The organism is Nostoc linckia z4 (assembly GCF_002608075.1).
Lineage (GTDB): Bacteria > Cyanobacteriota > Cyanobacteriia > Cyanobacteriales > Nostocaceae > Nostoc > Nostoc linckia.
The window spans coordinates 1-25,614 of record NZ_LAHA01000054.1 but is presented as its reverse complement, the minus strand read 5'-3'; the positions used below and the strand labels follow the sequence as shown (position 1 = coordinate 25,614).

Sequence of the window (25,614 nt, the reverse complement as noted above, 5' to 3'; positions counted from 1 at the left end):
GATGCCACAAGAGGCGAATATCGATGATGTGCAGGAGCCAATAACCAGCGCTCCACCAGAAGTACGGCAAATTATTGAGCGGGTGTGGAAACTGGAAAAAAGTCGGCTAGATCGGAAAAGCAAAGGGCATATTAACGATGATATTTTAGATATTATCAAGGAAGCAGTGCAATGAAGCTGACTTCAATTAAGCTGTGCAATTTTCGCTCGTTTTATGGTACAACGCCAGAGATGAATCTCGCTGGAGGAGATATTCACAACACGACGATTATTCATGGTAATAATGGTGCTGGTAAAACAAGTCTGTTGAATGCGTTTACGTGGGTATTATATGAGAAATTTAGTGCGGCATTTGCATCGACAGAACAGTTAGTAAATAAAAGAGCGATCGCCGAAGCCGAAAGAGGGCAAACTATAGAATGTTGGGTAGAAGTTGGCTGGGAACATGATGTCACCCGCTACCGAGTGAAACGTTCTTGTCGGGTTTACAAAAACGCTAGCGAAATCGAAGCAGGTAAAACTCAATTAACCATGTGGGTGAGTGGCGACGATGGTAAATGGAATTTACCAACTCAGCCACCAGAAGATATTATTAATCAGATTTTACCCGCGAGTTTACATCAATATTTTTTCTTTGACGGCGAACGAATTGAAGAGATAGTCCGTTCTGATAAAAAAGCCGAAATCGCCGAAGCAACAAAGATTTTTTTAGGTGTAGAAATAATCGAACGTTCAATTACACATTTAAAAGGAGCTAAAAAAAGTTTAGAAACTGAATTAACAGCTATCGGTGACGCGGAAACCAAACAACTTTTACGGCAGCAAGAAAAGTTAGAACGTGAAATTGATAGTATCACCAAACGGCAAGCTGAAATTCAACAAGAATTAGAATATCAACAAACCTTCAAAAAAGAGACAAGCAATCGTTTACGAGAACTCAGTGCGGCGAAAGAACTGCAAGAAAGACGGCAGAATTTAGAATCACAAAAAGATGCAAACCGCGAAGAACTGAGAAAAACGAGAGAAGCATTAAAAAAAGTGATTTCGGCGCGGGGTTATACAGTTTTGCTATCAGACATCACAACCCAATATCGAAAAATTGTTGATGATTTGAAGCAACGAGGTGAGTTAACTTCGGGAATTTCGCGGGAATTTATCAATGAATTACTGAAATCTAAACGTTGCATTTGTGGTGCAGACTTAAATGCAGGAAGTCATTCTCATACAAATGTAGAAATTTGGTTAGAAAGAGCAGGTTCATCGACAGTAGAAGAAACTGCAATTCGGATGACTGCTCAAGTAGATGAAATTGATAAGCAAGCAATAGTGTTTTGGGAAGAAGTTGATAGAGAACAACTTAGAATTGAACAGTTAAGGCAGACGATATCACAAATTGAAAGTGAATTAGATAGTATTCAAGAAAGATTACGCAAAGATGCTAACGAAGAAATTAGTAGTTTGCAAAAACGCCTAGACGAGATTGAAACGAAAATTGACGAATTAAATCGAGAGCAAGGTGCAAATCAGCAGCGAATTGCTCAATTGAAAATAGAAATTGATGCTTTGGGTAAACAAATCGCCAAGCAAAAATTCAATGAAGCCAAGCAAGTTTTAGCACAGCGACGTATCAACGCTACTCAAGATGCGATTGAACGGTTAACAGAGGTTAAAAATCGTCAAGAAAAACAATTTCGTCTGCAATTAGAAAAGCGAGTTCAAGAGATATTTACAGAGATTTCTGTTACACCATATATTCCGAAAATCAGCGATAAATATGAATTGACGCTGGTAGAAAATACAGCCGGTATGGAAGCGCCAGTCGCAGCTTCTACTGGGCAAAATCAAATTCTGAGTTTATCTTTTATTGCCAGTATCATCGATAGAGTGCGGGAGTGGAGCGAGAAGCGAAAAATGATGATGCTTCCCGATAGTAGTACCTTCCCAATTGTTATGGATTCGCCATTTGGAAGCTTAGATGAAATTTCACGGCGACACATTGCTAGCACAATTCCGAAATTAGCCAATCAGTTAGTAGTGTTAGTCACAAAGACTCAATGGCGAGGTGAAGTTGAAGAAGAAATAGCAGAGAAAATTGGTAGGGAATATGTGCTGACTTATTATTCTTCTAAACCAGATTGCGAGCAAGATTATATTGAATTGGGTGGCGAAAGATATCCTTTAGTTCGGCAAAGCCCCAATGAGTTTGAGTATACCGAGATTATTGAAGTGGAACGCGATCGCTAATTGAAAATTAACGAACCGCAGAGGCACGGAGGGCACAGAGAAAACTGTTGTTTCTTGGTACAACAGTTTTTTCTGTGCATAAAGTTACTACCCAAAAAAGTTAAAGTTGAAAAAGCAACCTTTGATAAGAGATATGGTTATGATTGCTAATTCAAACCGAAAGTATATGTCTCCCCAAGAATACTTGGAATGGGAAGAAAGGCAAGATATCAAATACGAATACATTAATGGCGAAGTCTTCGCCATGACTGGGGGTACTATTCCCCATACTAGTATTGCTCTAAACTTGGCATCAGCATTAAAAAGTCACCTTCGGGGAAGCCCATGTCGCGCCTTTATGGCAGATGCAAAAGTAGCTGTAACTGAGAACGGGCCGTTTCACTACCCGGATGTTGTAGTGAGTTGTGATGAACGAGATAGACAAGCTATTCAATTTATTCAGTATCCTTGTCTAATTGTCGAAGTCCTCTCTCCGAGTACAGAAGCTTACGACAGAGGCAAAAAATTTATGCAGTATCGCCGCATCCAGACTTTACAAGAATATGTTCTGATTGATGCTGAAAAGATGAGTTTAGATTGCTTCCGGCTAAATGATAGAGGAATTTGGGAGTTACATCCCTATGAAGAGGGGAATGAAGTTCATTTAACCAGTGTTGATTTTCGCTTTCCCATATCTTTAGTTTATGAAGATGTGCAGTTTCCAATCTAAGTTTTGGAGAAATGAAGCCTAAATTAATTGCCCAGTAACAAACGCTCAACACAAGTACAATTATATTTAACATTATTCGTCACTATGTGTGGGCGATCGCTATCATCATGAGCAGAGCCAAAATTCTCGATCCATCCGAGAGTTATACCTTCAGCAAATATGCCGAATTAGCCTACGATAGCGCCGATATCCTAGCTGAATTTGGTGTTACCCTCAACAATACCTCACTCCAACTTCCACAAAAGTTACCAATAGATCCCGAACCACTGAGAACAGAACTACAAGAAAATCTCACCTTGGTAGATCCTGCTTCCGAAATGGCTAGACGCGAAGCACTGATATTTCCCATTCTCAAAACAGTTTGCAAGTTCATTCAAGCACCACTCAAAATTGAATATCCTGTGCGAGTTAGCAATTGGCTCAAAGGCAGTTTTGATTATTTCATTCCTACACCGCAAAATTTATTAGTAATTGAAGCTAAAAATGCAGATTTAGCAAGAGGTTTTACCCAGTTAGCAGTAGAATTAATTGCCCTCGACCAATGGACTGATTCAACAGTTCCCATGCTTTATGGTACCGTCACAACAGGGGATACCTGGAAATTTGGAATTTTTCAACGCCAAGAAAAAATAATTCACAAAGATATCAACACATACGCCGTTCCTAGCGATTTGAATTTGGTGCTTTCTGCTCTCTTTGGTATTAGTTTGAGCTAGGTGAAATATTTGAAAAGAAAATGTTGCATCTAACTAAAAAATTAGAGCAGCAGTTGACTGAAACTGCGAAAATATAAGTATAAATTAGCTGTAATTTTCAGGATTTAGATTATGGGAATTAAGGAATTATTACTACCATTTCGGGAAGAGATATTAAAAATAGCCGCTAAATATGGCGCGTATAACGTGCGAGTATTTGGTTCAGTTGCTAGAGGAGAAGCAACACCGGATAGTGATGTAGATTTTTTGGTAGAACTTGAACCAGGACGTAATTTGTTAGACCGTATTGCGTTAATGCAAGATTTAGAGGAGTTGTTAAACCGTAAAGTTGATGTAGCCAAGCCTAATAATTTACATGAATTAATTAGAGAAAAAGTGTTAAATGAAGCTGTAACACTATGAGAGACGAAAAGCGTTATTTACTGGATATTGCAGAATGTATTGAGAGGATAGAAGAATACACCCGTGATGGTAGAGACGCTTTTATCCAAACAAAAATAATTCAAGATGCTGTGGTCAGAAATTTTGAGATTATTGGTGAAGCAACTAAAAGAATATCTCAGGATTTAAGGCAAAGTTATCCTGATGTGCAATGGAAGCGTATAGCTGGATTTAGAGATGTGCTAATTCACGACTATCTACGAGTCGATTATGATGATGTTTGGGGAATTATTGAGCGTGATTTACCAGCTTTGAAAGCAAATATTCAGATGATTTTAAAAGATTTAGGTATGTAGCGCAAAAAGGCTGTAGGCATCGCTTATAGCTTTCGGTTAATATAGCTACACAGTACATATTAAAGTCAATGGCTGCGAATAGAATCAAGGTTGCTAAAGATAAAGCCGAGTTAGTCAAATCCTTAGTTGCATCAAAAGACACAACAGGGCCTTTTCAAACTTATGTAGAAGTAATGGTATTTGCTGCTGCTTTAGGCGTTAGATATAAAAAGCGTATACCTTTAGGCGAAACTACCAAACGAGAACCTTCTCCTATTCCACAAGAAAATTTTGTCTCTTTGGGACATGAACTAATAATTAAATTGTTGGGAATTAATGAAACACAAGATATAGAAATTATTTCTTCACAAGAAGAAGAATATGAAGATAAACGCACTCAAATTTTTGAAGAATACGCCAATGGAGGGCTAGAAATTTTACAAACCGAATTACGTGGAGCCGTGGATTATTCAGAGCGTATTCTTTTATTCTTAATTGCAGAAAAAGATAATAAAGAATCGATAGATGAAGAATTTGACCTTAGCAGATTTTTAAGTTAATTTTTAATATTTATTTAAATAATTATGAAAACATTAGATTATTACTATAAATCTTTTTCTCAATTAAATGTAAGTAGTAGTAGTAAGCGTGGTAATGCTCACTATAAACCAATATTGGTTTTAACTGCTATTGATTTGGTTACACGAGGAGTTATTAATGATAACCGAATTCCAGTTTCAGAAGAATTAATTCAAACATTTGAGAAATACTGGAGTGTTTTAGGTTCTAAATCCTATAAAGGTGGTTTACACTATCCATTCTTTCATCTACAAAGTGATGGGTTTTGGCACTTAGTATTTCAGCCGGAATTTAAGGGGCTACAGCCGAAAACAACTAACAAGCTGAAAGAGGCTGTTGAATATGCTTATCTTGATAATGAACTATTTAATTTTTTACAAGATGAATTTTCAAGGCAAGAATTGATTGATTCACTCGTAACAACTTTTTTTCAAGAACAGCAAGATGTATTTGACGATATTTTGCAAATAAACGAATCTTTTCAACAAGATGACTTAGCTACACAAAAATTAGCTGCCTCAACCAACTTAGATAGTAATCCAAGATGGGGTATTAGAAAGGCAGTAATTAGGAATGCTTTTTTCCGAAAAACTATTGTTCGTGTATATGATTCCAAATGTGCTTTTTGCGGTATTAGAGTAACTAAAGGCGTAAATAAAAATATTGTAGATGGCGCACATATCAAACCATTTGCACAATTTTATGACAGCAGAATCAATAATGGTATTGCTCTTTGCAAGAATCACCATTGGGCTTTTGACCGTGGTTGGTTTACTGCTGATGAGCAGTATAAAATCATTATTAGTAGAGAATTAGAAGAAATATCTCCCCATACTAAACCAATGAAAGACTTTCATGGTGAAAGACTACTGCTACCAAATAAAGAGCAATACTTTCCAGAACTAGAAGCATTGCAATGGCATCGCCAAAATATATTTCAAGGTTAACTACAACACGGCTGGAAGTCCCACTTCTTTTAGTTCCACAAATTCACCATCAAAACTAATTGTTTTATTTTCCACAGTCCTAGCATTAGCCAAAGCCTTACGCAGTTCAGCACGTTCCATTGAATCTTCAATTCCACCAAGGATGTAAATTAATAACTTTGTTGCTAATTCTTTTCCAGAAACCTGCACTCGCTTTTTATTAGGGTCATATAAAACCCCATACCAAAGAGATTGAGGATATTCCATACCAGTAAAACCACCTTGCTGGTCAAACTTTCGCAACTTCTTAAAAATGCTGGTTATAGAAAGACCTTTTTTAAATACTAAAAATCCTAAGGCTTGTGCTAAAGCAACTTGCGCTACAGGGCGGAAAAGTATATTTGCTTCACCGCCACCCTTTTCAAAGCTGAACCTTCGCAAAATAGGCGTATCTTCATGTTCCAAAATTTTATAACTAGGTAAATTAGCCAAGTTATCAAAAAGCTTTTTAAATTCCTCAATTCCTTCCTCAATTTCTTCGTTTTCTGGACGCATAGGAATTAAACCTTTTTCCAATGGTTTCCAGTGTGGGAATTTTTGACCTAAATATCGCTCAGACATATCTTGTAGCGCTTGCAGTGTCGTCAAAACTGTAGAATTCGCCGCTACAGTTGCACTATTCCAATTAACACGCGGGTTACGATTTGGACGTTGTTCTAAAAGTGGGTGAGTCACTGCAATTTTTCTAGCCACAATAGAAAAACCATCATCTTCATTTAACTGTGCTAATTGACCCTTAGTTAAAGGTGCAGCCATCAGGTTGACATGGACAAAAATAGACCTCACCCTTCTTCTAGCTTGGTTACGAGTCTCCCCAGAATTAACTGCACAAATGAACTCAATACCAATTTTTTCTTTAGGTAAGCTTTGTAAATAAGCAGAATCTACTTGATATTGATTTATCAAATCTGACACAGTAATAAAACTATCATCAGCAGTTTTATCCTTTTTATATCGCTGGAGTTTGCCAGTTTTAATTAACTCCATTAAACCCTGAACTCCCATCAGCCGATGTTGACCATCTAGGGCATAAATGGTTACATTCTCTTCAGAAACATTGAGTAAGCCGACCTTACCATCTTTATCTAGAGGCGTAAAATCGGTAGTAGACTTTGTGGCGCGTTCCTCACTACCCCACTCAGATGCTTTAGGGTCATCCACCCAAGGTTGATTAATTACTACTAGCACTGCTGGAAACTTATGATTTTTTCTCGCAGCTAAATACTGAACTAAGGGTGCTTGACGCGACCAGTCAATGGGACGTTGTTGAATTTCATCGATACTATCCGCATCAATTTCGATGTTACCAGTCTGTGGATTGTACTTTTTTTGTAGCAGAGGTAAACCAGAAGCAAAATGCACTCGGCCGGCAAACCATTCTAGGGTGACAGAACCAACATAAGCTTCACTTCCGCCCATCTCAGTTTTTTGAACGAGAATTTGGTCTTTTTTTTCTAAAAATTTCTCTAGAAGTAAAGCTAGTACCTCTTTTTCCTTGTTTTCTCTCTCTAGGTACTCTCTTGCAATATCAGCAGTTAGGTCAGATGCAATGTCTCTCATATTAATTTTTAAAAACTTACTCTTGTAAGGTAGCTATATTGTCCAAAAAGTTAGATACTAATAAATCAGTTTTTAAAAACTTTTTGGTAACCCGCGCATTCCACACACTGGGGTAAAAAAAAGCGGTAACGCCCAAATGTCCAGAGGTAAGAAGCAATGACTGAAGCACAACAACCAGAAAATAAAGGCCAGCAGACACGTACTGTAGCAGAGTTAGTGGAGTATATCCAAGTTCTTACCACTGAAATTCAAGAATTGTATTGTTTAGATGCGATACCTTGGGTTGTTGGTTATTCGGGCGGCAAGGACAGCACGGCGACTTTACAGCTGGTTTGGAATGCGATATTGGGGCTACCGCCGGAAAAGCGAACTAAGCCAATTCATATCATTACAACTGATACAGGTGTAGAGAATCCTTATGTAGCTGCTTGGGTACGTAATTCACTAGAGCAAATGAAAATAGCAGCTCAAGACCAAAAGATGCCAGTGGAACCACATTTATTACAACCAGAGATTAAACAAACATATTGGGTAGGTTTAATTGGCAAAGGCTACCCAGCGCCGCGTCATAAATTTCGTTGGTGTACTGGACGATTGAAAATTGACCCATCTAACCTTTTTATTCGTAATGTTATCAGAGCTAGCGGCGAAACAATTGTTTTATTAGGAACTCGCAAAACTGAAAGTGTAAATCGTGCTGCTATCATGTCAAAACGTGAGATTGGTAGAGTACGCGAACGCCTTAGTCCTCATCCTAGTCTTGTTAACTCATTGCTATATACTCCTATAGAAGATTGGCGCACTGATGAAGTTTGGCTGTATTTAATGCAATGGGATAATCCTTGGGGATACAGCAACAAAGATTTATTTGCGATGTATCGAGGTGCAACAGCAGATAATGAATGTCCTTTAGTTGTTGATACTTCTACCCCTAGTTGTGGTAGCTCTCGTTTTGGATGCTGGGTTTGCACGTTAGTTAATAGTGATAGGTCTATGCAAGCGATGATTCAAAATGATGAGGAAAAAGAATGGTTACAACCTCTGATTGATATTCGCTTAGAGGAATTAAATATTGATAATGACCGTGAGAAACGAGACTTCCGCCGCATTTGGGGAGAAGTCCAACTGTTTGAGCGTAACTTGGATGGAGAAATTTCTATTGAACCAATACCAGGCCCTTACGTTAAATCTTGGCGCGAACATTTATTAAGACGACTTTTAGAAGCACAAACAAAAATTCGTCAAACAGCACCGGAAAATATGCGCGATATAACCCTCATTTCTCTGGAAGAATTGAGTGAAATTCGCCGAATTTGGTTAGAAGAAAAACACGAGTTTGACGATAGCTTACCTCGGATTTATCAACAAATTACAGGTGAAGAATTTAAAGACCCGCGTCCAGGTGCTGACCTTAGCTTATTAGGTAGCGATGAATGGGCTGTGTTAGAAGAAGTCTGTGCAGATGATGAAATGCACTTAGAACTGATGGCGAAACTTTTAGACACAGAACGCCAATTTAGAAAAATGTCGCGTCGTATAGGAATTTACGAAAGTTTAGAAAAATGCTTTACTACCAGTTCTCGTTCTAAAGATGAAGCAGTGAAAAATGCTCACCTAAAACGAGATTTGAAAACAGCAGTTGAACAAGGTGATATTGAAAAAGTCAAGCAGCTAACTTTAGCAGATTTTGTGGCACCAGAGGAACAAACAATTAGACCCGATACACAAATTGACACAACAAATACTACAAAATCTGCTGACAATGACAAGACTTGGGCAAATGTGAAATTTAAAAATAAACAGGCAAAGCCTTAAGCTTGCTCATTATCATCTCCTAAGTACAGCCTGATAAACTCCTCGGCTGCGGAGGGATTAATTTTCTTGAGTGCATCACGAATTTCTAACAGCGTATCAGCAACAGGGTCTGTCATCTCATTAACCCATCGGTGAACGTTTGGCCGTCCTGTTCCCATTGTCACTGCTAACTTGTTTTGGCTGATGCCGTAGATTTCCAACACCTGTTTTAGCGCTTTTCCTGCTTTTCCCATGCCTTTGATTTTGTCAAAGGCTTATAACCTAGTAAATGTTCTGTATATGTAACAAACAGTGTAAGATAATCTTGTTACGTTTATGTAACAGCGCAGTTTATCAACAAACAGGTAAATTCCAATGAATACAAGCTTTCTAGCAGAAACTTTTCAAACCACCACGCCGCTTGTTTCCACCAACGACTCTACAGAAATAACCGCAGATAGAGAGTCTGTAAAAGTAGTAATTTATGGTTCTAAAAGAGGTGTTAACAACACAATTCTGACTTTATACAAACTTGGTTTCGCCCAAGTTAACGAGTGGAGTCCTTTATTACCTAGTTCTAACCCTGGTGAAGTTATGAGTATTTTAACTAGGCACATTCTGGCAAACTAATTAGTGGTTCATCGCATTAATTTTAAGAAGTGGGAGTGGTCAGATCCCCGACTTCTTCAAGAAGTCGGGGATCTCGTAGCCCATCTCGACCTATATTTTATCTATAACGACCAATGATATTTCTCGAACTCGTATTACAAAATTTTGGCCCTTACTCTGGCAGACAAGTAATTAATCTTGACCCAAGAACTGAGGAAAATCCGCGCCCAATTCTCTTATTAGGCGGTATGAATGGCGGCGGAAAAACTACTCTCATGGATGCTATTCGTCTTGCCCTATATGGACAACGCGCCCAATGTTCAACACGTGGTAATCTGAGTTATAGTGATTTTTTAAATCAATGTGTTAATAGTAAAGCCAACCCTGCTGAAAAGACCCGAATTGAGCTACTCTTTGAACACATTGAAGACGATAAACCAATAAAATATCGTATTGTTAGAACTTGGGAAAAAAATCCTAAAGATGGTAAAGATGCTCTAGGAATTTTAGGCGATGACGATACTTGGCCTGTTGAATCTTTGGTGAATACTTGGGACGACTATATAGAAAATCTACTACCTTTGGGGATTTCTAATTTATTTTTATTTGATGGCGAACAAGTTAAAGAACTGGCAGAACAAGAAACGCCACCACAACTTGTTATTGAAGCTATTCGCGGATTATTAGGTCTAGAGTTGGCAGATAAATTAGCACTTGATTTGGAGGTATTAGTCAACCGGAAGCGTAGAGAAATGGCTGATACCAAAGATTTAGCCAATCTAGAACAAATTGAAAAAAGGTTATTACAACAGCAAGAAGATTATCAAACAACAGAACAAGAATTAGCTAGTTTTAAAAATCAAGTTGAAGAATTAGAGACTATCCAAAGAGAAGCCTTAGATAAATTTGTATCTGAGGGTGGTAAAATCGCTGGAGAACGCAGTCAGCTAGAAGAAAAACAAAAAGAAAAAACTACTGCATTAGAAACAATTAGGCAATCATTGTGTGAATTAGCTGCTGATATTTTACCTTTGGCATTAATTCCTAATTTATTAACTCAGGTAGAATTACAGGGAGCAAATGAATTTCGGAATCAGCAGGTACAACTTGCTAAAGATGTTTTGCTTGAGCGAGATAAACGCTTGCTTGAATGGCTAAATCAGTTAGCGATCGCCTCCACAAAAATTGACAAAATTCAATCATTCTTAACAGCAGATATAGATAATTTATATGCCAGTTCGCTTCAAGCTGAAGCACCTTGGTTATTAGCTGATGAGGAAAGTTTAAGTCAACTAGATAATGTGAGATATCATTTACAAAATGCTCGCAATATAGCACAACAGAAATTAGCTAATCTCAAGAATCTAGAAGAAGAAATTATTACCTTAGAAAGACAAGTGCAGACAGCAGCAGAACCAGAAGCTTATCAAAAGCTGCGTCATGCTGTGGACGCAGCACAAAATGAAGTTGTACAAGCTAAAGCAAATTACGAAACGACGCGTCAGAAATTAGCGGTATTAGCAGATGCAATTGAAATCACCAAAAAAGAATTAAAAGATTATACTGACAAAAATATAGACCATAAAAATAGGGAACATATCATTACCTCAGCCTCTAAAGTTCAAGAAACACTTAAGGTTTTTCGAGAAAAATTAACTCTGCGAAAACTCAATAAATTAGAGGAAGAAGTGAAGAATTGTTTCCTTTACCTATTGCATAAATCGGATTTAGTATTTCGCATCGCTATTGATACTAAAACCTTTGCCTTGTCTTTATTTGATTTCGATGGGAAACCAGTTCCTAAACATCGCCTTTCGGCTGGTGAAAAACAACTCCTAGCGATCGCCTTTCTCTGGGGTTTAGCCAAAGTCTCTGGACTGCGCTTACCTGTAGCCATCGACACACCCCTCGGCAGACTCGACTCTTCCCACCGCAACAACCTAGTAGAAAATTACTTCCCCGCCGCCAGCCATCAAGTAATTCTCCTTTCTACCGATACTGAAATTGGTAAAAAGGAAGTGGAAACATTAAGGAAAAATGAAGCGATCGCCCGCGAATATCTCCTTAAATACGACTCATCTACCCGCCAAACAACAGTACTAGAAAATCAATATTTTTGGTAGTGGATATCGGTTAAAAAGTTAGCGATCGCTATTGTGTTAAGCCTGGATATTTATAATATATATAATGAACCCCAACTACTAAAACTCTGTTGCAACTGATTGTTATTTTGCTTCTACATAAATTTCTCTACCAAGCTGCTTGAATTCATCATCAAGATAATATAGTGAATTGCGGATAGCTTGGCGTAATTTACAAGCAGGTTCTAGGCAATCACGCTCGTAATCCATTAATGTTAATTCTAAATGGGGATAGAGAATTTTCAAGAAACCTGATGCTGATTTGAGGATGGCATTCTGGTCACGAATGGTAACATTTTTTTCAAAGTTAGTATGCTGTTGTACGTAAGACATGAAGCGATTATCGTGACGTAGAGATAGCAATGCTTCGCCAAAAAAATCCATTTTTAAACCAACTTGAGAAGCTACCATTTCTCTTTGAAATTTAGGAATTTTCCAGCCAGGGATAATTCCCAATAATCTGTCTAATAATGCAGTTTCAGCAAAAAACTTCGGCAAGTTAGCGATTAAATTATCTTCATTGCGTGGTTGTAATTGTTCATCTAATTCGATATTTGCTAACATCACTAACCCGCAATCGCTAGCAATATCGGCAAAACCAGAACGATTATAACGACCGCTGGCAAGATAATTTTTCAAGGGGCCAATCACCTCTTCAGGATTATCGAAAGTTAAACTTTGAACTTCATCTAAAACCACAACTTCATGGCGGCCGAGTAATCCAACTTCTTTAGTTCTACCGTTAATAAGCAATTGTGCGGGAGTAACTTTACCACCGCTAATTAAAGTAACTTTACTACTAATATTTTCAAAAAAGAAGCTTTTACCAGTGCCTTTAGGAGCTAGTTCTATAATATGATAATTAGACTCTACTAATGATAGCAACCTAGCCAATATCCATGTTTTCGCTTCTTGGTCATAACTGGGATGCTGGGGATTAAAACCCATTGAACAAAATATTAAATCTCGCCATTGTTGTGTATTAAATTTTGACCGACATTCGGCATAACCTTGTAAATCAACTTGCGAACATTGGAAGGGTTCAAAATCCATCACTTCTACTTTGCCATCAGTCAGCATAGCCAGAGTAATTTTCCCCCAAATTCCTTGGCGTAATAGTATTTTATAGCGTTCTACAATGTCAGTAGCAATGCTGCATTCAGTTAAATTCAGCGCCGGAATTTGTGCCAATGGTTCAGGAATTACTCGTCCTCCCTGTTCTAATTTAATGCGTACCTGCATGAGGGCAATAAGTTTTCGGATTTCTCCCTGAGTCAGGTCAAAAATAATTTCGTTGCGGTCATCTTTACGAGGAAATGCTTTTTTAATAAAGTTATTGATTGTTTCTAATTCTATTGATGTGAGTTTTCCAGAACCAGGAACAATTTTATCTAGCAACCATTCAGCAACAAAGCTAGGTAGACCAATAGAACTTAGCCCGCTGGATGGTAGTCTAGTTTTATCAATACAGAGATTTCCGAAAAACTCAAGCACTAAATCGTTATTGTAGGTTGTCGCTTCATAAGAATTCATTGATATCAAATCCACTACTAAATATTTGTTTTATGGTGATTTTTGATTGAGGAGTCAAGGTAGCAATTGCAGTTTCAGTATCGGCAAATCGAAAGGTTAATTCACCAGATATGAATAAGTTATTTTCTTGATTTAGTGTTAATTCTGGCACTTGAGGAATAGTTATTTTGAAACTATAGCGTTGATTAGCTGGAATTTCCTGTTGTAATGGTTTTCCCTCTTGAAAATAAGGTAATTCCTGAATAAATAAACAAAGATTTGTTAGCGGCACTGAGTTAGGATTATCTATAGTAATTTCTAGTTCACCTGATTGTTTTGGTTTACCTTCACCGCAGCAGAAAACTATTATAGGAAGACGTTGAATAGATTTTCGTAAGACAGATACACCAACGACAACTTCTTCGGGAAATAATCCTCCGTGAGAACCGATAATTTTTTTATTGCTAGTGTAGCTGAAAGAACCTAAGCTAGCGGAGTTTTTCACAATACTAATATCGTGGGGAAGACTGTAGCGATCGCCTTCTAAAACCACAAACCTGCTATCATCAGTTTTACCAATCGCCATTCTTCCCTTAGGTTCCAGTTCTGGGGGGCAGTGGGTGATTTTTTCGGAAGTACCCATTATCTGACCGTGGTCGCTGGCAATAACTATTCTCAGTACTTCTGGGTTGGGGTATTGCTGCAAACAATAATCAATCTTTTTGGCAATACCTTCTAAAGTATGGGGACGGTCGAGTTCGTAAAGACTTTGCCAGTCTTTTTTACTGTGATAAAGACTGTCGAACTCATCCGTATCCCAGCAATACAATTGATGTGTCTTTTTTCTCAAAGCGCTGTACAATTTGTCAACTTGTCTGTCTGTATAACGTTTGCCTACGCCCATTTTTACAAAGGCTTTCCCAGCATCAGCAACCCAAGTAGAATCATTAGGCAAAAGTTGAGCGTATAAGCTCCATTTAGCATATTCTGTTTTAGTGGGTAGGATGCTAAAGCGAGGCTCAATGGCAGTTTCTACAGCGAGTTTGTATTTATTTGTTAGTAAAGATAGCAGTTCTAAATGATCTAACCATCCTAAGCCATCAACCACAACCCAAAACACAGGACTTTCTTGACAAAGATTTTGCACTTTTGAAGCAACGCTGTAGTTGAGGTAGGAATTTTCTACCGAGTCTACCTGCATCTGGGGGTAGTGCTGTAGTATCCACTCAACAAAGCTATTGGCTAAACTTTGGCTAATTTTGGGTACAGCACCAGGTTGCTTGATGACTTCCCAGCAGCGGAAGGGCAGGTAATCTTTTGTTGCCCAAACTAAAGCTTGCCCAGGAGTAGCATCTAAACTTAGAGGTTGCGGTTGGGGTGGAGGTTGCTTAAAGCTTAATTCTTGCTGCTGTTGATAGCTGAGATAGGGTGTAACTTTGGCTTCCCTTGCCTGATTAATCCAATTTGGTCGGTTGCCAAAAACTTTGTAAGCACTATTGGCTATTCGTTCTATGCCTACTTGGTTAGTAGGCGTTAGGGTATCTAGGACTTTGCCTTCGGTGCTGGAGATGAGTTGTTCCCAGTAGCGGTCAAACTCTTGGCTGAGTAAGTCGGGAACTGGCAACGGATATTTGCCAATATCGTTGAATACTGGTTTTGCTATGCCTAACCAGCGACGCAAAAGCAATAATTTATCTTCAGTTTGATAGTAGTTTGCTAACTCATGTTCTTTAAACTGTTGCTGCCAGACTTGCTCAAAAGGTTGGTATTCTTGTGGTACTAGAATTGCTAACCAAGCAGCGAGATGTGAAATAGAAGGTTCGGCAAACCATATCTGTCCGTTACTATCAGTGATGTTGTTTGCTAAAAAGTGGGCAATGGGGTTGTCTTGGGGATAAGCATCTAAGTTGGTAGCAAAAATCAATACTTGTTCGTCAGTCCACTCATTAGGTAAGGGGACAGAATTAAACAATTGTCTAAGTTTGTCACGGGGATGTTGCTTAATTTCTGCGATTTCCTCAGTCCTATTCCACACTCTTAGCCAAGTTTTTGCCCATTCGCATAATCGCTGACCTTTTACCCAACAGGGAGAATCACTAACACCAAAGAATTTTATCCATTCCACTTCTGTGGTGATAGCGATATAGTCTGAGGGAATATCGTAGAGTCCGGTAGGGTCTAGTATGATATTTTTATCATCCATTCCTATTAACCCTCGTCTTTTCTGAGAGTATTTGCCCTAAGTCCTGGTAGACATTTTGTTGCTGTAAATCAGAAAGTTGCCGGAACAGCACGAAAATTTGATTGACTCTATCCTTATCCCGTTCTTCGATGCATTGACGCTCTATATTTTCTAATAATTGAGTTTCTGGAATACTAAGTAAGTGAATATAATCTATTTTTTTAGCTTGAATTTGCTCCAGTAAATTATTTACAGCTTCGAGTTTTCCTGTATCATCGGACAATTGGTTGATTTCGGTGCAACTATTTTCTAAATCTTTGACCCATTGCTGGACAGCAGCTTTTTGTTTTTGTTCTATTTCTCTATGGAGGGAGTAAAGGCGATCGCTATATTTTTCTCTCAGTTCTTCAGCCTTATTTTCCCAATCCCGTAATTTATCTAGCTGAGTTTGACAAGCTTCTAAATTCTCTAGCTTTGTTGATTCGGCTATTTGCAATAACTCAATTAATAGTGGTATTTCTCTAGTAATTGCTTCATACTCTGTTTCTATTTCCGAACGTGAATAACGAGACGACTTTTTCAGTAACTCTTTGTGTAGTCTTTCGGCATTTTTTACGGTTGTTAAATGTTCTAAATCATGCTTATATTCTTGTAATTCAACAGTATATTCTTGGATTTTTTGCCGAAAATTGGCTTCTAACTGAGCAATTCTTTCTTGGAAGCGTTCAGTATTGTAAATATTAAACTCTCGGCTAGCAATTCTAGCTAAAGCATCATTACAGCTGGCAATAGAATCACTTTGTTGATAGCGAATATCCAGATTTTGTATTTGCTCAAGGTCATGTTTTAAACTCTGGATTTGTGGTTGTAATTCTTGATATTCTCCGTAATTAGCCGAATCTTGAAAGACAATATCTAGTTTGGCATATTCTGTATTAATAGCATCCAAATCTGAAAGATTATTGACCGACTGTAGTCGAGTACGAAGATTTATCAAATTAGACTGATATTCGGCAATTTTGTTTTGAATTGACTGCACGAGTTCAACGATTTCCTGGTCAAATTTATCGGGATAGTTGAAGCGAGATTGTAAATTTGCAATTTCTTGCAGTGCTTCTTGAGAAAGATGAATTGTTTTGATTTTCGTTGCAGATTTGCGAATATTCTGCATGAGTTGTGTATCTTCAGCTTGCTTTTGTCCTGCTTCTGCCTGCTGTCTAATGTCTGTTAATCTGATGTTGCTGGTACGCAGGGCATTTTGTAAATTGTCGATTAGGTGGCGAGGTAAGTCTGCAATTTGGTTAATTTGGTCAATAATTTGTTGAATTTCTCTTTGATAAGCACTACAAGCTTGTTCGGTAGATAGGGACTCAGCCCGTAGACTTTGGGCTACTACAAGTTGGTCAATTTTATCGCTAACAATTTGTAATGCTTGGGAACAGCGATCGCTCTGTTGTTGTGTTGGTAAAATTGAAATGTTTGGCGATCGCTTCAACAATTGCGGATAAAGTGGTAGTAGTGTTGCCAATTCTACATCACCAGCCAATTTTTCTACTACTTCCACTGGTTGAAACCACTTGTTAATTTCAGCAACCCCAGCACTCACCTGCTTTCTATTCCTATTTAACTCATCTTTTTCTGACTCATCTGGTTCATTAGACTCTAAAAAAGCAGCAACCGCCTCTAAATACTCCTGCGCCTCGTCATAGTTTATGTGCGATGTAGGAAGAATCGGCATTTGTATTTGTTGGCGACGAATCAGTTTAGACTTTTGTTTAATAATCCATTCTTCAACAAATGCCGTGGGGTTTTGCAGAATATCAGTATTACCCCAATTCTGTACAGATTTAGTTTCTAAAGGAACTAACTCTCCTTTTTTAGTAGTAAGTTTGATACGTCCTTTTAAACTAACTTCTTTGCGGTGAATTGCCAGCCATCCTGCCAGCAACATAGTAAAGTTATACTCGCTATAACCAAAAGGAGGCGTAGAAAGTTCTTTCCAAACATCCTCTAAATCAACACTTTTTTGTAGTAATCCTTCTAAGTTGAATATTAATTTCACCGCAGTAAGTAACCACATCATTAATAGATGTTGTTAATGACTTAATTTTTTCCTCAATTTCTTCTTGAATATCTTTAGGGTTTATTTGTCCCCAGAAACGATAAAGCTTAATTTCTGGTTGTTGGTAAATTAGGGATCTTTCTTTTTCAAGTTTATCCAGTGCTGCCTGAAGTCTAGACTTAGATAAACCTGTCAAAGCTATTAGAATCTCTTGATGTTCTTCTCTATCTGGTTTAGTAAGTTTTTCTCCACTAGCTTCATATATAAATAAAGCTTTAATCACCATTAACTCATCGTCATTATCAGCACCTGCAACTAAATCAACAGCCTTTTTATATTGGTTATACACAGGGTAGTTAGAGAAATTTTCTAGAAAGGTATCTACTAAAGCTATGGGATAGATATAATTAGGTTTTTCAGCATTTTCTACAGGTTGAGTTGCAATAAAATTTTTGACATAGCCTTTAATAAACTCGATAACTGTCCGGTCTTGAGTAAAGTCAAGGTTGCACAGTAGATATGCTGTTAAAGGATGAAGAGGAAAACAACCCTCAGACAAATGAGTATAAAACTCTTGAAAAAACCAGCCTTTATTTTTATAAATTTTTATTCTTCGTTCGTAAGCAGTTTCAGCTTCTCTTCTGAGGGTGTTATTCCATCGAGAAGTAAATGTTTCCCAACTGGACTGATTTTTTGATAACAATAAACTATCTACTACTAGTTCTAGACTAGAAGCAGGGTTATCGTAAGTAGTGCCATTTTTTGGTGCGAGGCGAGTTGCAATCTTTTGGTATTCTGGTATTGCATTGGCAGAAATTCCAACTCCTTGACCGGGATGAATTTGGGTGAAACTTAACAGAGCTATTTTTCCTTTGTAGTTTTCACAAATGTTGGTAATATTTTGCAGTGTAGTACCTCCAGCACCAATATCGTCTGCTGCCCAAGCTTTAAGATATCGGTTTAACTCGTCAAATAAAATTAAAATTCCTTGGAAGTGAGCATTTTCACCAGTGCAATGATTTTTTATCAGGTCTTCTAAAATTGCTTGGATATTTATATCGGCAGTAAAATCAGGAGTGAATCCCGTTATTTGAACAGCAAGTTTTTTAACAGTAGATATAACGCTAGGGTTATTTTGTTTGAGTAAACGAATGAGGGTGTTTAAATTACCATCAGAATTACCAATACTTTGTAAATATTTCTCTGCCTTTACCCTGTTATCTGGATTCAAATTTTCTAAGTAACGTAGAGGTTCACGACATATATGCTGTGCTAAAGAATCTTGAATACCTGATGCTTCTAAGCTTTTGACAAGTTGTTGTAAAAATTGCTTCCTGATATCGCCGCCTATATCACCACTCAGACAGATAAGTAAATGTTGGTGGCGTTGATTTTGTTTAAACAGTTTTAATCCTTCAGAGATAGCCTGATTTTTTCCAGATGTCGCCTTTTCTACTTGTGATAAAATACCTTGCACTTCTGGACTTTGGAAGGGTTTTTGGAAAAAATTTGCAATGGCGATCGCAAAGTGCGACTTACCCTTACCATATTGTTGAATCATCAAATGGATATTCGGTTGATTTGCACTATGATAACTCCGGCGCACTGCATCCAAAATACCAACTGTTGATAACTCAGGTTTTGTGGAATCGTAGTTAAAAATAAAACTTTCGCACAAAGACAAATTCTTCTGGGAATCATCCATCATCCCAAAGTTTACGGAACTGGCAATACTACCCTTTTCGTTGATTTCAACAAGTTGGTTGAGGAGCATAGTAAATTTCAAATAGCAAATGCAAAGGGACGATTATCCTGAAGGAAAACGCTTAATTCGCTCTGGTGGCCAATTTTTCGGTGCTAGTTGTTGGGGTAGGAGTATCCACAAAAGTTTTTCTAGCTTGCGAGTCTCTTCTAGTTGTTTCCAGAAAAGGGTAATGCGACTGCCAGATGTGATTTGCAGATAAGTAATCAGACAGTCTAACCCTTCGAGTAAAACAATCTGTTTGCTAACCCCAGAACACATTGACTTGATAGCACTGAGTTCGATATCTAAATTGTGATGAAGAGCAAGAAAACTTTCTCCCGGATGAATCCTTTGTAGCAAATTTTTTCGGTAATTGACCCGATGAGCGTTATTGTAATGAACGATACGCGCTAGTTCGGTTTCCTCAGGTGCGTCCCAAAGTAGCAGATGAATTCGGTCATCGGGTCTGGCATCTCCCAGCAGCAAGTAATCCTTATCCGCCATAAGCCTTCTCTAGCAGTGCCAAGGGTTTATCCCAACGCGGAATCACTTGAAAAGGAGGTACTGCCCGCCGTTGTTCGATAATGCCGTAAGCTTCCAATGCATTTAGCTGTTCTTGTAACGCCTCTGCTTTTAGTCCTAGTACGCCAGCAAGTCCCATTTTCTGGGTCAAAATCGATTCGGTGAGAACGGAACCTTCACCTTGAAAGTCACGTTCCCACAATTTCGCTAAGAAGTATCCTAATAGATAAGAGTTAGGTAAATTAGCATATCCACTAATATATTTATTATTTTCTTGAGTCACAAACTTGCAGGATGCTAAAGCAGTAAACTCAGTATATGCTCGTAATATGTAATTGATTCTATTAGCAATCACCTTGCTTTCTTCTTCAAATATCGATGCACTATGATATAAAAATTCTTCCTTAGTAAATTTAGGATAACGAGGCAGAAATGTATATACAAAGTAAGTCCATACACCCCAATCAGCAGGGTTTTCTGGTGTTGGTTGTAAACCGCGATCGCCAAAACTTAAATAAAAGTGCATCAACCAATCTGTAATATTTGACTCCAAGCCTGGATCTAATCGCAAAACAATTTCCCCTTCTGGACTAGGGCGATTTTTATTAATTAACCCTGCGCGTATTGCCCAACTTTTTACCCGTCCTACTTTGCCATTACCTAAACTTGTTTTCTCCATTAAAGTTGGCAAGCTATCATTTAAGCCTTTCTCTTGGGCAGCAGCACAAAGCACTCTACTTATTTCATCTTTTTTTAAAGCAAAAGAACCATTAAAATGTAATTGCAACTTTGCCATAATATCCTGTTAAGATTAAAATTTAGTATAAATATTCTCTAAGTATTTGATTATGAGCCTTTTATTTACACCAAAAGTACAATTATTTCACTACAACATCTAGGTTTCAAAGCTAAGAAAACAGCTTTTTTTACTTCTAAATTCTGAATTATACTGTATATCCATAAATGCAAACGATACCAAAGTAATCGCAACCTGTTAACTATTGTTAATTACTCCTTCCCAATTCTCAATGAAGATACGCCTAATCATTTTAGGAGCTAGCGAATTATCTCTATCAAACCTCAGCGAACCTCAGCGCTAACCTCAGCGTCCCTTTGCGTTAAAAAATCTTAATCATGGAATCCCCAATCGAAAGAATAAAACTTTCCCAAACAGCCAAAGACCAACTCCAAAAACTCAAACGCAACACCAAAATTGACCAATGGAATATCCTCTGCCGTTGGGCATTTTGTCGTTCCCTCGCAGAACCAACTCCACCTTCGCCCGTCCCAATTCCCCAAGATAGCAACGTCGAAATGACTTGGCGCGTCTTCGGCGGCGAAATGTCCGATCTTCTCCTCCTCGCCCTCAAACAACGCTGTCACAATGATGGCTATGATACTGATAAAGAAACCCTCGCCACCCAATTTCGCTTGCATTTGCATCGCGGTATCGGTTACTTAGCAGGCGATCAAAATATCAAGAAAATTGAAGATTTAATAGAACTAGCCATCAAAGATTGAAAGGATATTAGTTAACTGTTAACCATACCAATTTTAGATTTTAGATTTTAGATTTTAGATTATTTCGGTTCATGCCCTGCCCCTTGTGGGCGGAACAAATCCAAAATCCAAAATTTAAAATCGTGAAGCCCCTACCCAGAGGGATCTGTTTCAATCCAAAATCCAAAATTTAAAATCCAAAATCGATTGACTGTTAACTGATATTATGCCTGAAGCATTAGAAATCGAGCGTCATAGAGCCGCGATCGCTCGTAATGATATCTCCCGCCCCGTGCGATTGGCAATAGAATGGGCAATCCTGCGTCAAGAAACCACTTTTTTTGACTACGGTTGCGGCTACGGTGGTGATGTGCAGCGAGTCGCAAATCTGGGCTACACCAGCGCCGGCTGGGATCCTTACTACTATCCCGATGTCCCACATACCTCTGCCGATGTTGTCAATTTGGGCTATGTCCTCAACGTCATCGAAGATGCACAGGAACGCCGCCAAAGTCTCATCCAAGCTTGGGAACTCGCGCAGCAAGTTTTAATTGTCGCTGCTCAAGTGTTAGTTAATGCTCCCAGTAAAACCCAAGTGGCTTACAACGATGGCATTGTCACCCGCCGCAATACTTTTCAGAAATATTACGAACAAGAAGAACTCAAAACTTATATTGATGAAGTCTTAAATGTAGACGCGGTACCTGTAGCGTTGGGTGTGTACTTTGTTTTTCGAGATGAAGCCCAAAAAGAAAGTTACAAAGCTATCCGCTTCTTTTCTACCTCTGCTACACCGCGAGTCCGTATTCCTACTAAGCGGTTTGAAGATTACCAAGAACAGCTACAACCACTCATGGCTTTTTTTACCAAGCGCGGTAGGTTGCCTGTAAAAGGCGAATTGGAAAACGAACAACAACTACTAACAGAATTTGGTAACTTCCGCCGTGCCTTTGGCGTAGTTTTGCAAGCCACCGACGAAGCAGAATGGGATGCCATAGCTTATCGTCGTTCTCTAGATATCCAAGTATATCTCGCCCTCACCCACTTCGATCGCCGCCCTGCATGGCAGAAGCTAGCACCCCAAATGCGTCACGACATCAAAGCTTTTTTTAGTAGCTACGAAGAAGCCTGCCAAGTCGCCGACCAAAAACTTTTCAGTTTAGGTAAAACTGGGGTGATTCAAACTGCTTGCGAAAAAAGCAAAATTGGTAAACGCACGCGTGGTGCCCTTTACGTCCATGTTTCGGCCCTTGCAGCCCTCGATCCTTTGCTACGAATTTATGAAGGCTGCGCTAGCCGTACCATTGGCCGTGTAGATGGAGCCACGTTGATAAAATATCACATTGACAAACCGCAAATATCCTATCTTTTTTACCCAGAATTTGATACCAATCCCCATCCAGCTTTACAAGCAAGTATAGGTATTGACTTAAAAACCCTGGCTGTTACTCACCGAGAATATGAAACTAGAGCCAATCCGCCAATTTTGCACCGAAAAGAAACATTTGTTACCAATACATACCCACGTTACCAAGAATTTGCTCAACTCACCCAACAAGAAGAACAATTAGGATTACTCAAAGCCAAAAGCGATATCGGTACTCGTGAAGGTTGGGAAAAATGCCTAGCTGCACACAAAGTACAAATCAGGGGACATCAGGTTTATCCAATTGCCGAAAGTTAATCATCAACCATCTGCCTTCTGAATTGGCAGTTACTTAACCCAAGTCTATTGCGCTATAAAGGTATCCTGAATTTCGATTTAGACCAAGTAAATCTTGGTGAGTTGGTGTGCTTGCAGGAAACAGACACAATTTCTGCTGCTGCCATCGCCCAAATTCTTATAAGTTTTACTTTAAATGATACATTTATTCATTGCCTTGTTGTACTTTATCAAAACAGAATTCAGGAGTCAGTCGTCAGAATTCAGTTGGGTATTTTGTACGACTGGCGGATAGCGCAGCTAAGCCGTGTCCGCGAGCGTCTGAATAAGTGGGTTTAAGACCCCCACCAAATTGAAAATTTGGTGGTCTTCTCCCAAGGGGAGACGCTACGCGAACAATCAATGGCGGGTCAGAATCCCCCACTGATAGCGCAGCTAAGCCGTGTCCGCGTACCCTTGCTCTTAAGGAAGCTACGCGTAGCGTCTCGTAGAGAGCGTCTTGATTCTGAATTCTGAATTCTGAATTCTGTATTCTTCTTCAACCAAACTCCAATTACCATGACTGAGATTTCCTCAAAAGAGGCAAAAATTTGAAACTATGAGGGAAATTAAATCACTGCTGCAAGTTTTCGGTAGTCGCAAGATGGCGACTTTATTATTTTTAGGCTTTGCATCGGGTTTACCTTTATTGTTAATCGGTAACACCTTGAAGGCTTGGATGACGGTTGAAAAGGTAGATTTAGCCGCTATTGGCTGGTTTAGCCTTGCTGGGTTGCCTTATTCATTGAAGTTTCTCTGGTCGCCGTTAGTAGACAGGTTCAGCCTACCAGTTTTGGGACGACGACGGGGTTGGTTAATTTTGACACAAATGTGTTTGGTAATCGCGATCGCCGTTATGGCCTTTCAACAACCCAAACAAGCATTACAGCTTTTAGCCATCAATGCCATAGTCATTGCTTTTATCAGTGCAACTCAAGATATCGCCAGTGATGCTTACCGCACCGACATTTTAGAAAAACTCGAAATGGGGGCTGGTGCAGCGGTTTTTATCTTGGGTTATCGCATTGCCTTGTTAGTGGCAGGGGCTTTAGCCTTGATACTTGCCGATAAAATGCCTTGGTCGTCAGTTTACTTATTGATGGCACTCATAATGTCCATTGGTATTTTTGCCACTTTGTTAGCACCAGAACCCAAGGAAATTAGCCCTCCCGCTTCTTTAGCTGATGCTGTAATCTTACCTTTTGGTGAATTTTTTGGGCGTCAAGGTATCTTCTACGCTATTTTAATTCTTGTGTTCATTACCCTATATAAACTGGGTGATGCTTTGCTCAGCAATATGACCACGCCGTTTTTGCTGCAAACAGGTTTCACCAAAACCGATATTGGAGCAATTCAAGTCGGTATGGGATTAATTGCAACCATTGTCGGTGCCTTAGCAGGTGGTTCAATTTTGAGTACCATAGGCATCAATCGATCGCTTTGGGTTTTTGGTATTCTACAAGCAGTAAGTAATTTAGCTTACTTTTTTCTCGCATATATCGGTAAAAATTACCAAGCTATGGTACTTGCCATCAACATAGAACAATTTTGTGGTGGATTGGGGACAGCAGCCTTTGTTGCCTTTTTGATGAGTCTTTGTAACCAGAGGTTTTCCGCAACTCAATATGCTTTGCTTTCTAGCTTAATGGCTGTCAGCCGGGATATTCTCGCAGCACCAGGAGGAGCGATCGCTCAAAGCACTGGTTGGCCTATATTTTTCTTAATCACCATCGCCGCCGCTATCCCCGGACTACTTTTATTGCCAGTATTTGCCCCTTGGAACCCTCAACCAGCGGTAGTATCCAGACCAGGAATTGACGATGAAGAAGAGGACTTATGGGGAATCAAGTAGTTATTGCTGTCGGCACATTCATCCTCTTGCTTACTGGTTTATTACTTGGGTATGTTCTCTCGCAGTTAGTTTTAGGATTTCTAGCCTTTAACCTCTTAACTTTTTTTGGAACCCTCAGCTTAATTTTAATTTTTGGTACGCTTTATTACGTTTTATTTTGGCAATTGCGGAGAGAGCAGTCTCAGCCATCATCACTGGAACGCCCGATATCAAACCAAACAGCAGAAGATGTATCTGATAGCTATCTGAAAAACAGATTAATTGCCAGATTATCCGGCGATACCGCCGCTGCTGAAAGGTTAATTGAACAGGCAAGAGAAACTTATCCTGGAATGCCGGAAAATTGGTATTGCGAAAGAGTGCTTGATGACTTAGAGGGCGATCGATAATTGGGAATGGCGAATGGGAAGGTAGGGGAAAAGGTTAAAGGGAAAAGGGAAAAGGTTAAAGGGAAAAGGTTAAAGGKWAAAGGGAAAAGGAATAA

The 25,614-nt window shown here is 38.9% G+C and carries 24 protein-coding genes; 16 read left to right on the top strand and 8 right to left on the bottom strand.

Annotated elements, in window-relative coordinates; translation table 11 throughout:
• Window position 1: 1 nt before the first annotated feature.
• The 8 genes from VF06_RS41440 (at window position 2) to VF06_RS29855 (ending at window position 5,911) form a co-directional block, all read left to right on the top strand.
• Window positions 2-175, top strand: a complete 174-nt coding sequence (locus VF06_RS41440) for a hypothetical protein (RefSeq protein WP_180267563.1) — start codon at window positions 2-4, stop codon at window positions 173-175.
• Window positions 172-2,244, top strand: a complete 2,073-nt coding sequence (locus VF06_RS29885) for an AAA family ATPase (RefSeq protein ID WP_099071157.1) — start codon at window positions 172-174, stop codon at window positions 2,242-2,244. Before VF06_RS41440 ends, VF06_RS29885 begins: the two co-directional genes overlap by 4 nt.
• Before the next feature lie 139 nt (window positions 2,245-2,383).
• Window positions 2,384-2,953, top strand: a complete 570-nt coding sequence (locus tag VF06_RS29880) for a Uma2 family endonuclease (protein ID WP_099071156.1) — start codon at window positions 2,384-2,386, stop codon at window positions 2,951-2,953.
• Window positions 2,954-3,060: 107 nt separating this feature from the next.
• Window positions 3,061-3,669, top strand: a complete 609-nt coding sequence (locus tag VF06_RS29875; protein WP_099071155.1) for a hypothetical protein — start codon at window positions 3,061-3,063, stop codon at window positions 3,667-3,669.
• A gap of 111 nt (window positions 3,670-3,780) precedes the next feature.
• Window positions 3,781-4,071: a nucleotidyltransferase family protein gene (locus VF06_RS29870; protein ID WP_099071154.1), complete on the top strand. Its 291-nt coding sequence runs from the start codon at window positions 3,781-3,783 to the stop codon at window positions 4,069-4,071.
• Window positions 4,068-4,406: a HepT-like ribonuclease domain-containing protein gene (locus VF06_RS29865; protein ID WP_099071153.1), complete on the top strand. Its 339-nt coding sequence runs from the start codon at window positions 4,068-4,070 to the stop codon at window positions 4,404-4,406. Before VF06_RS29870 ends, VF06_RS29865 begins: the two co-directional genes overlap by 4 nt.
• Before the next feature lie 68 nt (window positions 4,407-4,474).
• Window positions 4,475-4,945: a DNA phosphorothioation-associated protein 4 gene (locus VF06_RS29860; RefSeq protein WP_099071152.1), complete on the top strand. Its 471-nt coding sequence runs from the start codon at window positions 4,475-4,477 to the stop codon at window positions 4,943-4,945.
• 24 nt (window positions 4,946-4,969) lie between these two features.
• On the top strand, window positions 4,970-5,911 hold the full coding sequence (locus VF06_RS29855; RefSeq protein ID WP_099071151.1) for an HNH endonuclease: 942 nt from the start codon (window positions 4,970-4,972) through the stop codon (window positions 5,909-5,911).
• Here VF06_RS29855 and VF06_RS29850 read toward each other — a convergent pair whose 3' ends face one another.
• Window positions 5,912-7,510, bottom strand: a complete 1,599-nt coding sequence (locus VF06_RS29850; RefSeq protein ID WP_099071150.1) for a DGQHR domain-containing protein — start codon at window positions 7,508-7,510, stop codon at window positions 5,912-5,914.
• 156 nt (window positions 7,511-7,666) lie between these two features.
• Here VF06_RS29850 and dndC point away from each other — a divergent pair, with 156 nt between their 5' ends.
• On the top strand, window positions 7,667-9,325 hold the full coding sequence (gene dndC, locus VF06_RS29845; RefSeq protein ID WP_099071149.1) for a DNA phosphorothioation system sulfurtransferase DndC: 1,659 nt from the start codon (window positions 7,667-7,669) through the stop codon (window positions 9,323-9,325).
• On the opposite strand, the gene VF06_RS29840 is transcribed toward dndC, so the two are convergent.
• Window positions 9,322-9,558 carry a helix-turn-helix domain-containing protein gene (locus VF06_RS29840; RefSeq protein ID WP_099071148.1) on the bottom strand — a complete coding sequence of 79 codons (237 nt, stop codon included), beginning with the start codon at window positions 9,556-9,558 and terminating at the stop codon, window positions 9,322-9,324. The genes dndC and VF06_RS29840 overlap by 4 nt on opposite strands.
• A 121-nt stretch (window positions 9,559-9,679) precedes the next feature.
• Here VF06_RS29840 and VF06_RS29835 point away from each other — a divergent pair, with 121 nt between their 5' ends.
• Window positions 9,680-9,934, top strand: coding sequence for a hypothetical protein (locus VF06_RS29835; RefSeq protein WP_099071147.1), 255 nt, complete (start codon window positions 9,680-9,682; stop codon window positions 9,932-9,934).
• A 113-nt stretch (window positions 9,935-10,047) separates the two neighbouring features.
• Window positions 10,048-12,036 carry a DNA sulfur modification protein DndD gene (dndD, locus tag VF06_RS29830; RefSeq protein ID WP_099071146.1) on the top strand — a complete coding sequence of 663 codons (1,989 nt, stop codon included), beginning with the start codon at window positions 10,048-10,050 and terminating at the stop codon, window positions 12,034-12,036.
• Between the two features lie 102 nt (window positions 12,037-12,138).
• Here the strand turns inward: dndD and brxL are convergent, their stop codons facing one another.
• From brxL to VF06_RS29800, 6 genes are read right to left on the bottom strand one after another with little or no spacing between them, the layout of a single operon-like run.
• Window positions 12,139-13,587 carry a BREX system Lon protease-like protein BrxL gene (gene brxL / locus VF06_RS29825; RefSeq protein WP_099071145.1) on the bottom strand — a complete coding sequence of 483 codons (1,449 nt, stop codon included), beginning with the start codon at window positions 13,585-13,587 and terminating at the stop codon, window positions 12,139-12,141.
• A complete protein-coding gene (locus tag VF06_RS29820) occupies window positions 13,574-15,769 on the bottom strand; it encodes a hypothetical protein (protein WP_099071144.1) in 2,196 nt (731 codons plus the stop codon). The genes brxL and VF06_RS29820 overlap by 14 nt, the downstream gene beginning before the upstream one ends.
• Window positions 15,762-17,831: a coiled-coil domain-containing protein gene (locus VF06_RS29815; RefSeq protein ID WP_143861795.1), complete on the bottom strand. Its 2,070-nt coding sequence runs from the start codon at window positions 17,829-17,831 to the stop codon at window positions 15,762-15,764. The genes VF06_RS29820 and VF06_RS29815 overlap by 8 nt, the downstream gene beginning before the upstream one ends.
• Window positions 17,764-19,584 (bottom strand): hypothetical protein, encoded by a 1,821-nt coding sequence (locus VF06_RS29810; RefSeq protein WP_099071142.1) that lies wholly within the window; start codon window positions 19,582-19,584, stop codon window positions 17,764-17,766. Before VF06_RS29810 ends, VF06_RS29815 begins: the two co-directional genes overlap by 68 nt.
• A gap of 33 nt (window positions 19,585-19,617) precedes the next feature.
• Complete coding sequence (locus VF06_RS29805) at window positions 19,618-20,058, bottom strand: hypothetical protein (protein ID WP_099071141.1); 441 nt, start codon at window positions 20,056-20,058, stop codon at window positions 19,618-19,620.
• Entirely contained in the window at window positions 20,048-20,872 is an 825-nt protein-coding gene (locus VF06_RS29800; protein ID WP_099071140.1) for a DUF4007 family protein, read from the bottom strand. Before VF06_RS29800 ends, VF06_RS29805 begins: the two co-directional genes overlap by 11 nt.
• Before the next feature lie 338 nt (window positions 20,873-21,210).
• On the opposite strand from VF06_RS29800, the gene dndE reads away from it, so the two are divergent.
• From dndE to VF06_RS29775, 5 genes are all read left to right on the top strand, one after another.
• Window positions 21,211-21,597 (top strand): DNA sulfur modification protein DndE, encoded by a 387-nt coding sequence (gene dndE / locus VF06_RS29795; protein WP_099071139.1) that lies wholly within the window; start codon window positions 21,211-21,213, stop codon window positions 21,595-21,597.
• Between the two features lie 205 nt (window positions 21,598-21,802).
• Window positions 21,803-23,260: a DNA phosphorothioation-associated putative methyltransferase gene (locus VF06_RS29790; protein ID WP_099071138.1), complete on the top strand. Its 1,458-nt coding sequence runs from the start codon at window positions 21,803-21,805 to the stop codon at window positions 23,258-23,260.
• A gap of 48 nt (window positions 23,261-23,308) precedes the next feature.
• Window positions 23,309-23,578: a hypothetical protein gene (locus VF06_RS29785; RefSeq protein WP_099071137.1), complete on the top strand. Its 270-nt coding sequence runs from the start codon at window positions 23,309-23,311 to the stop codon at window positions 23,576-23,578.
• A 259-nt stretch (window positions 23,579-23,837) separates the two neighbouring features.
• The gene (locus VF06_RS29780; protein WP_180267806.1) at window positions 23,838-25,130 is read left to right on the top strand and encodes an AmpG family muropeptide MFS transporter; all 1,293 of its coding nucleotides are present in this window, start codon (window positions 23,838-23,840) and stop codon (window positions 25,128-25,130) included.
• Entirely contained in the window at window positions 25,115-25,519 is a 405-nt protein-coding gene (locus tag VF06_RS29775; RefSeq protein ID WP_099071136.1) for an ABC transporter permease, read from the top strand. The genes VF06_RS29780 and VF06_RS29775 overlap by 16 nt, the downstream gene beginning before the upstream one ends.
• The last annotated feature ends 95 nt before the right edge of the window (window positions 25,520-25,614 follow it).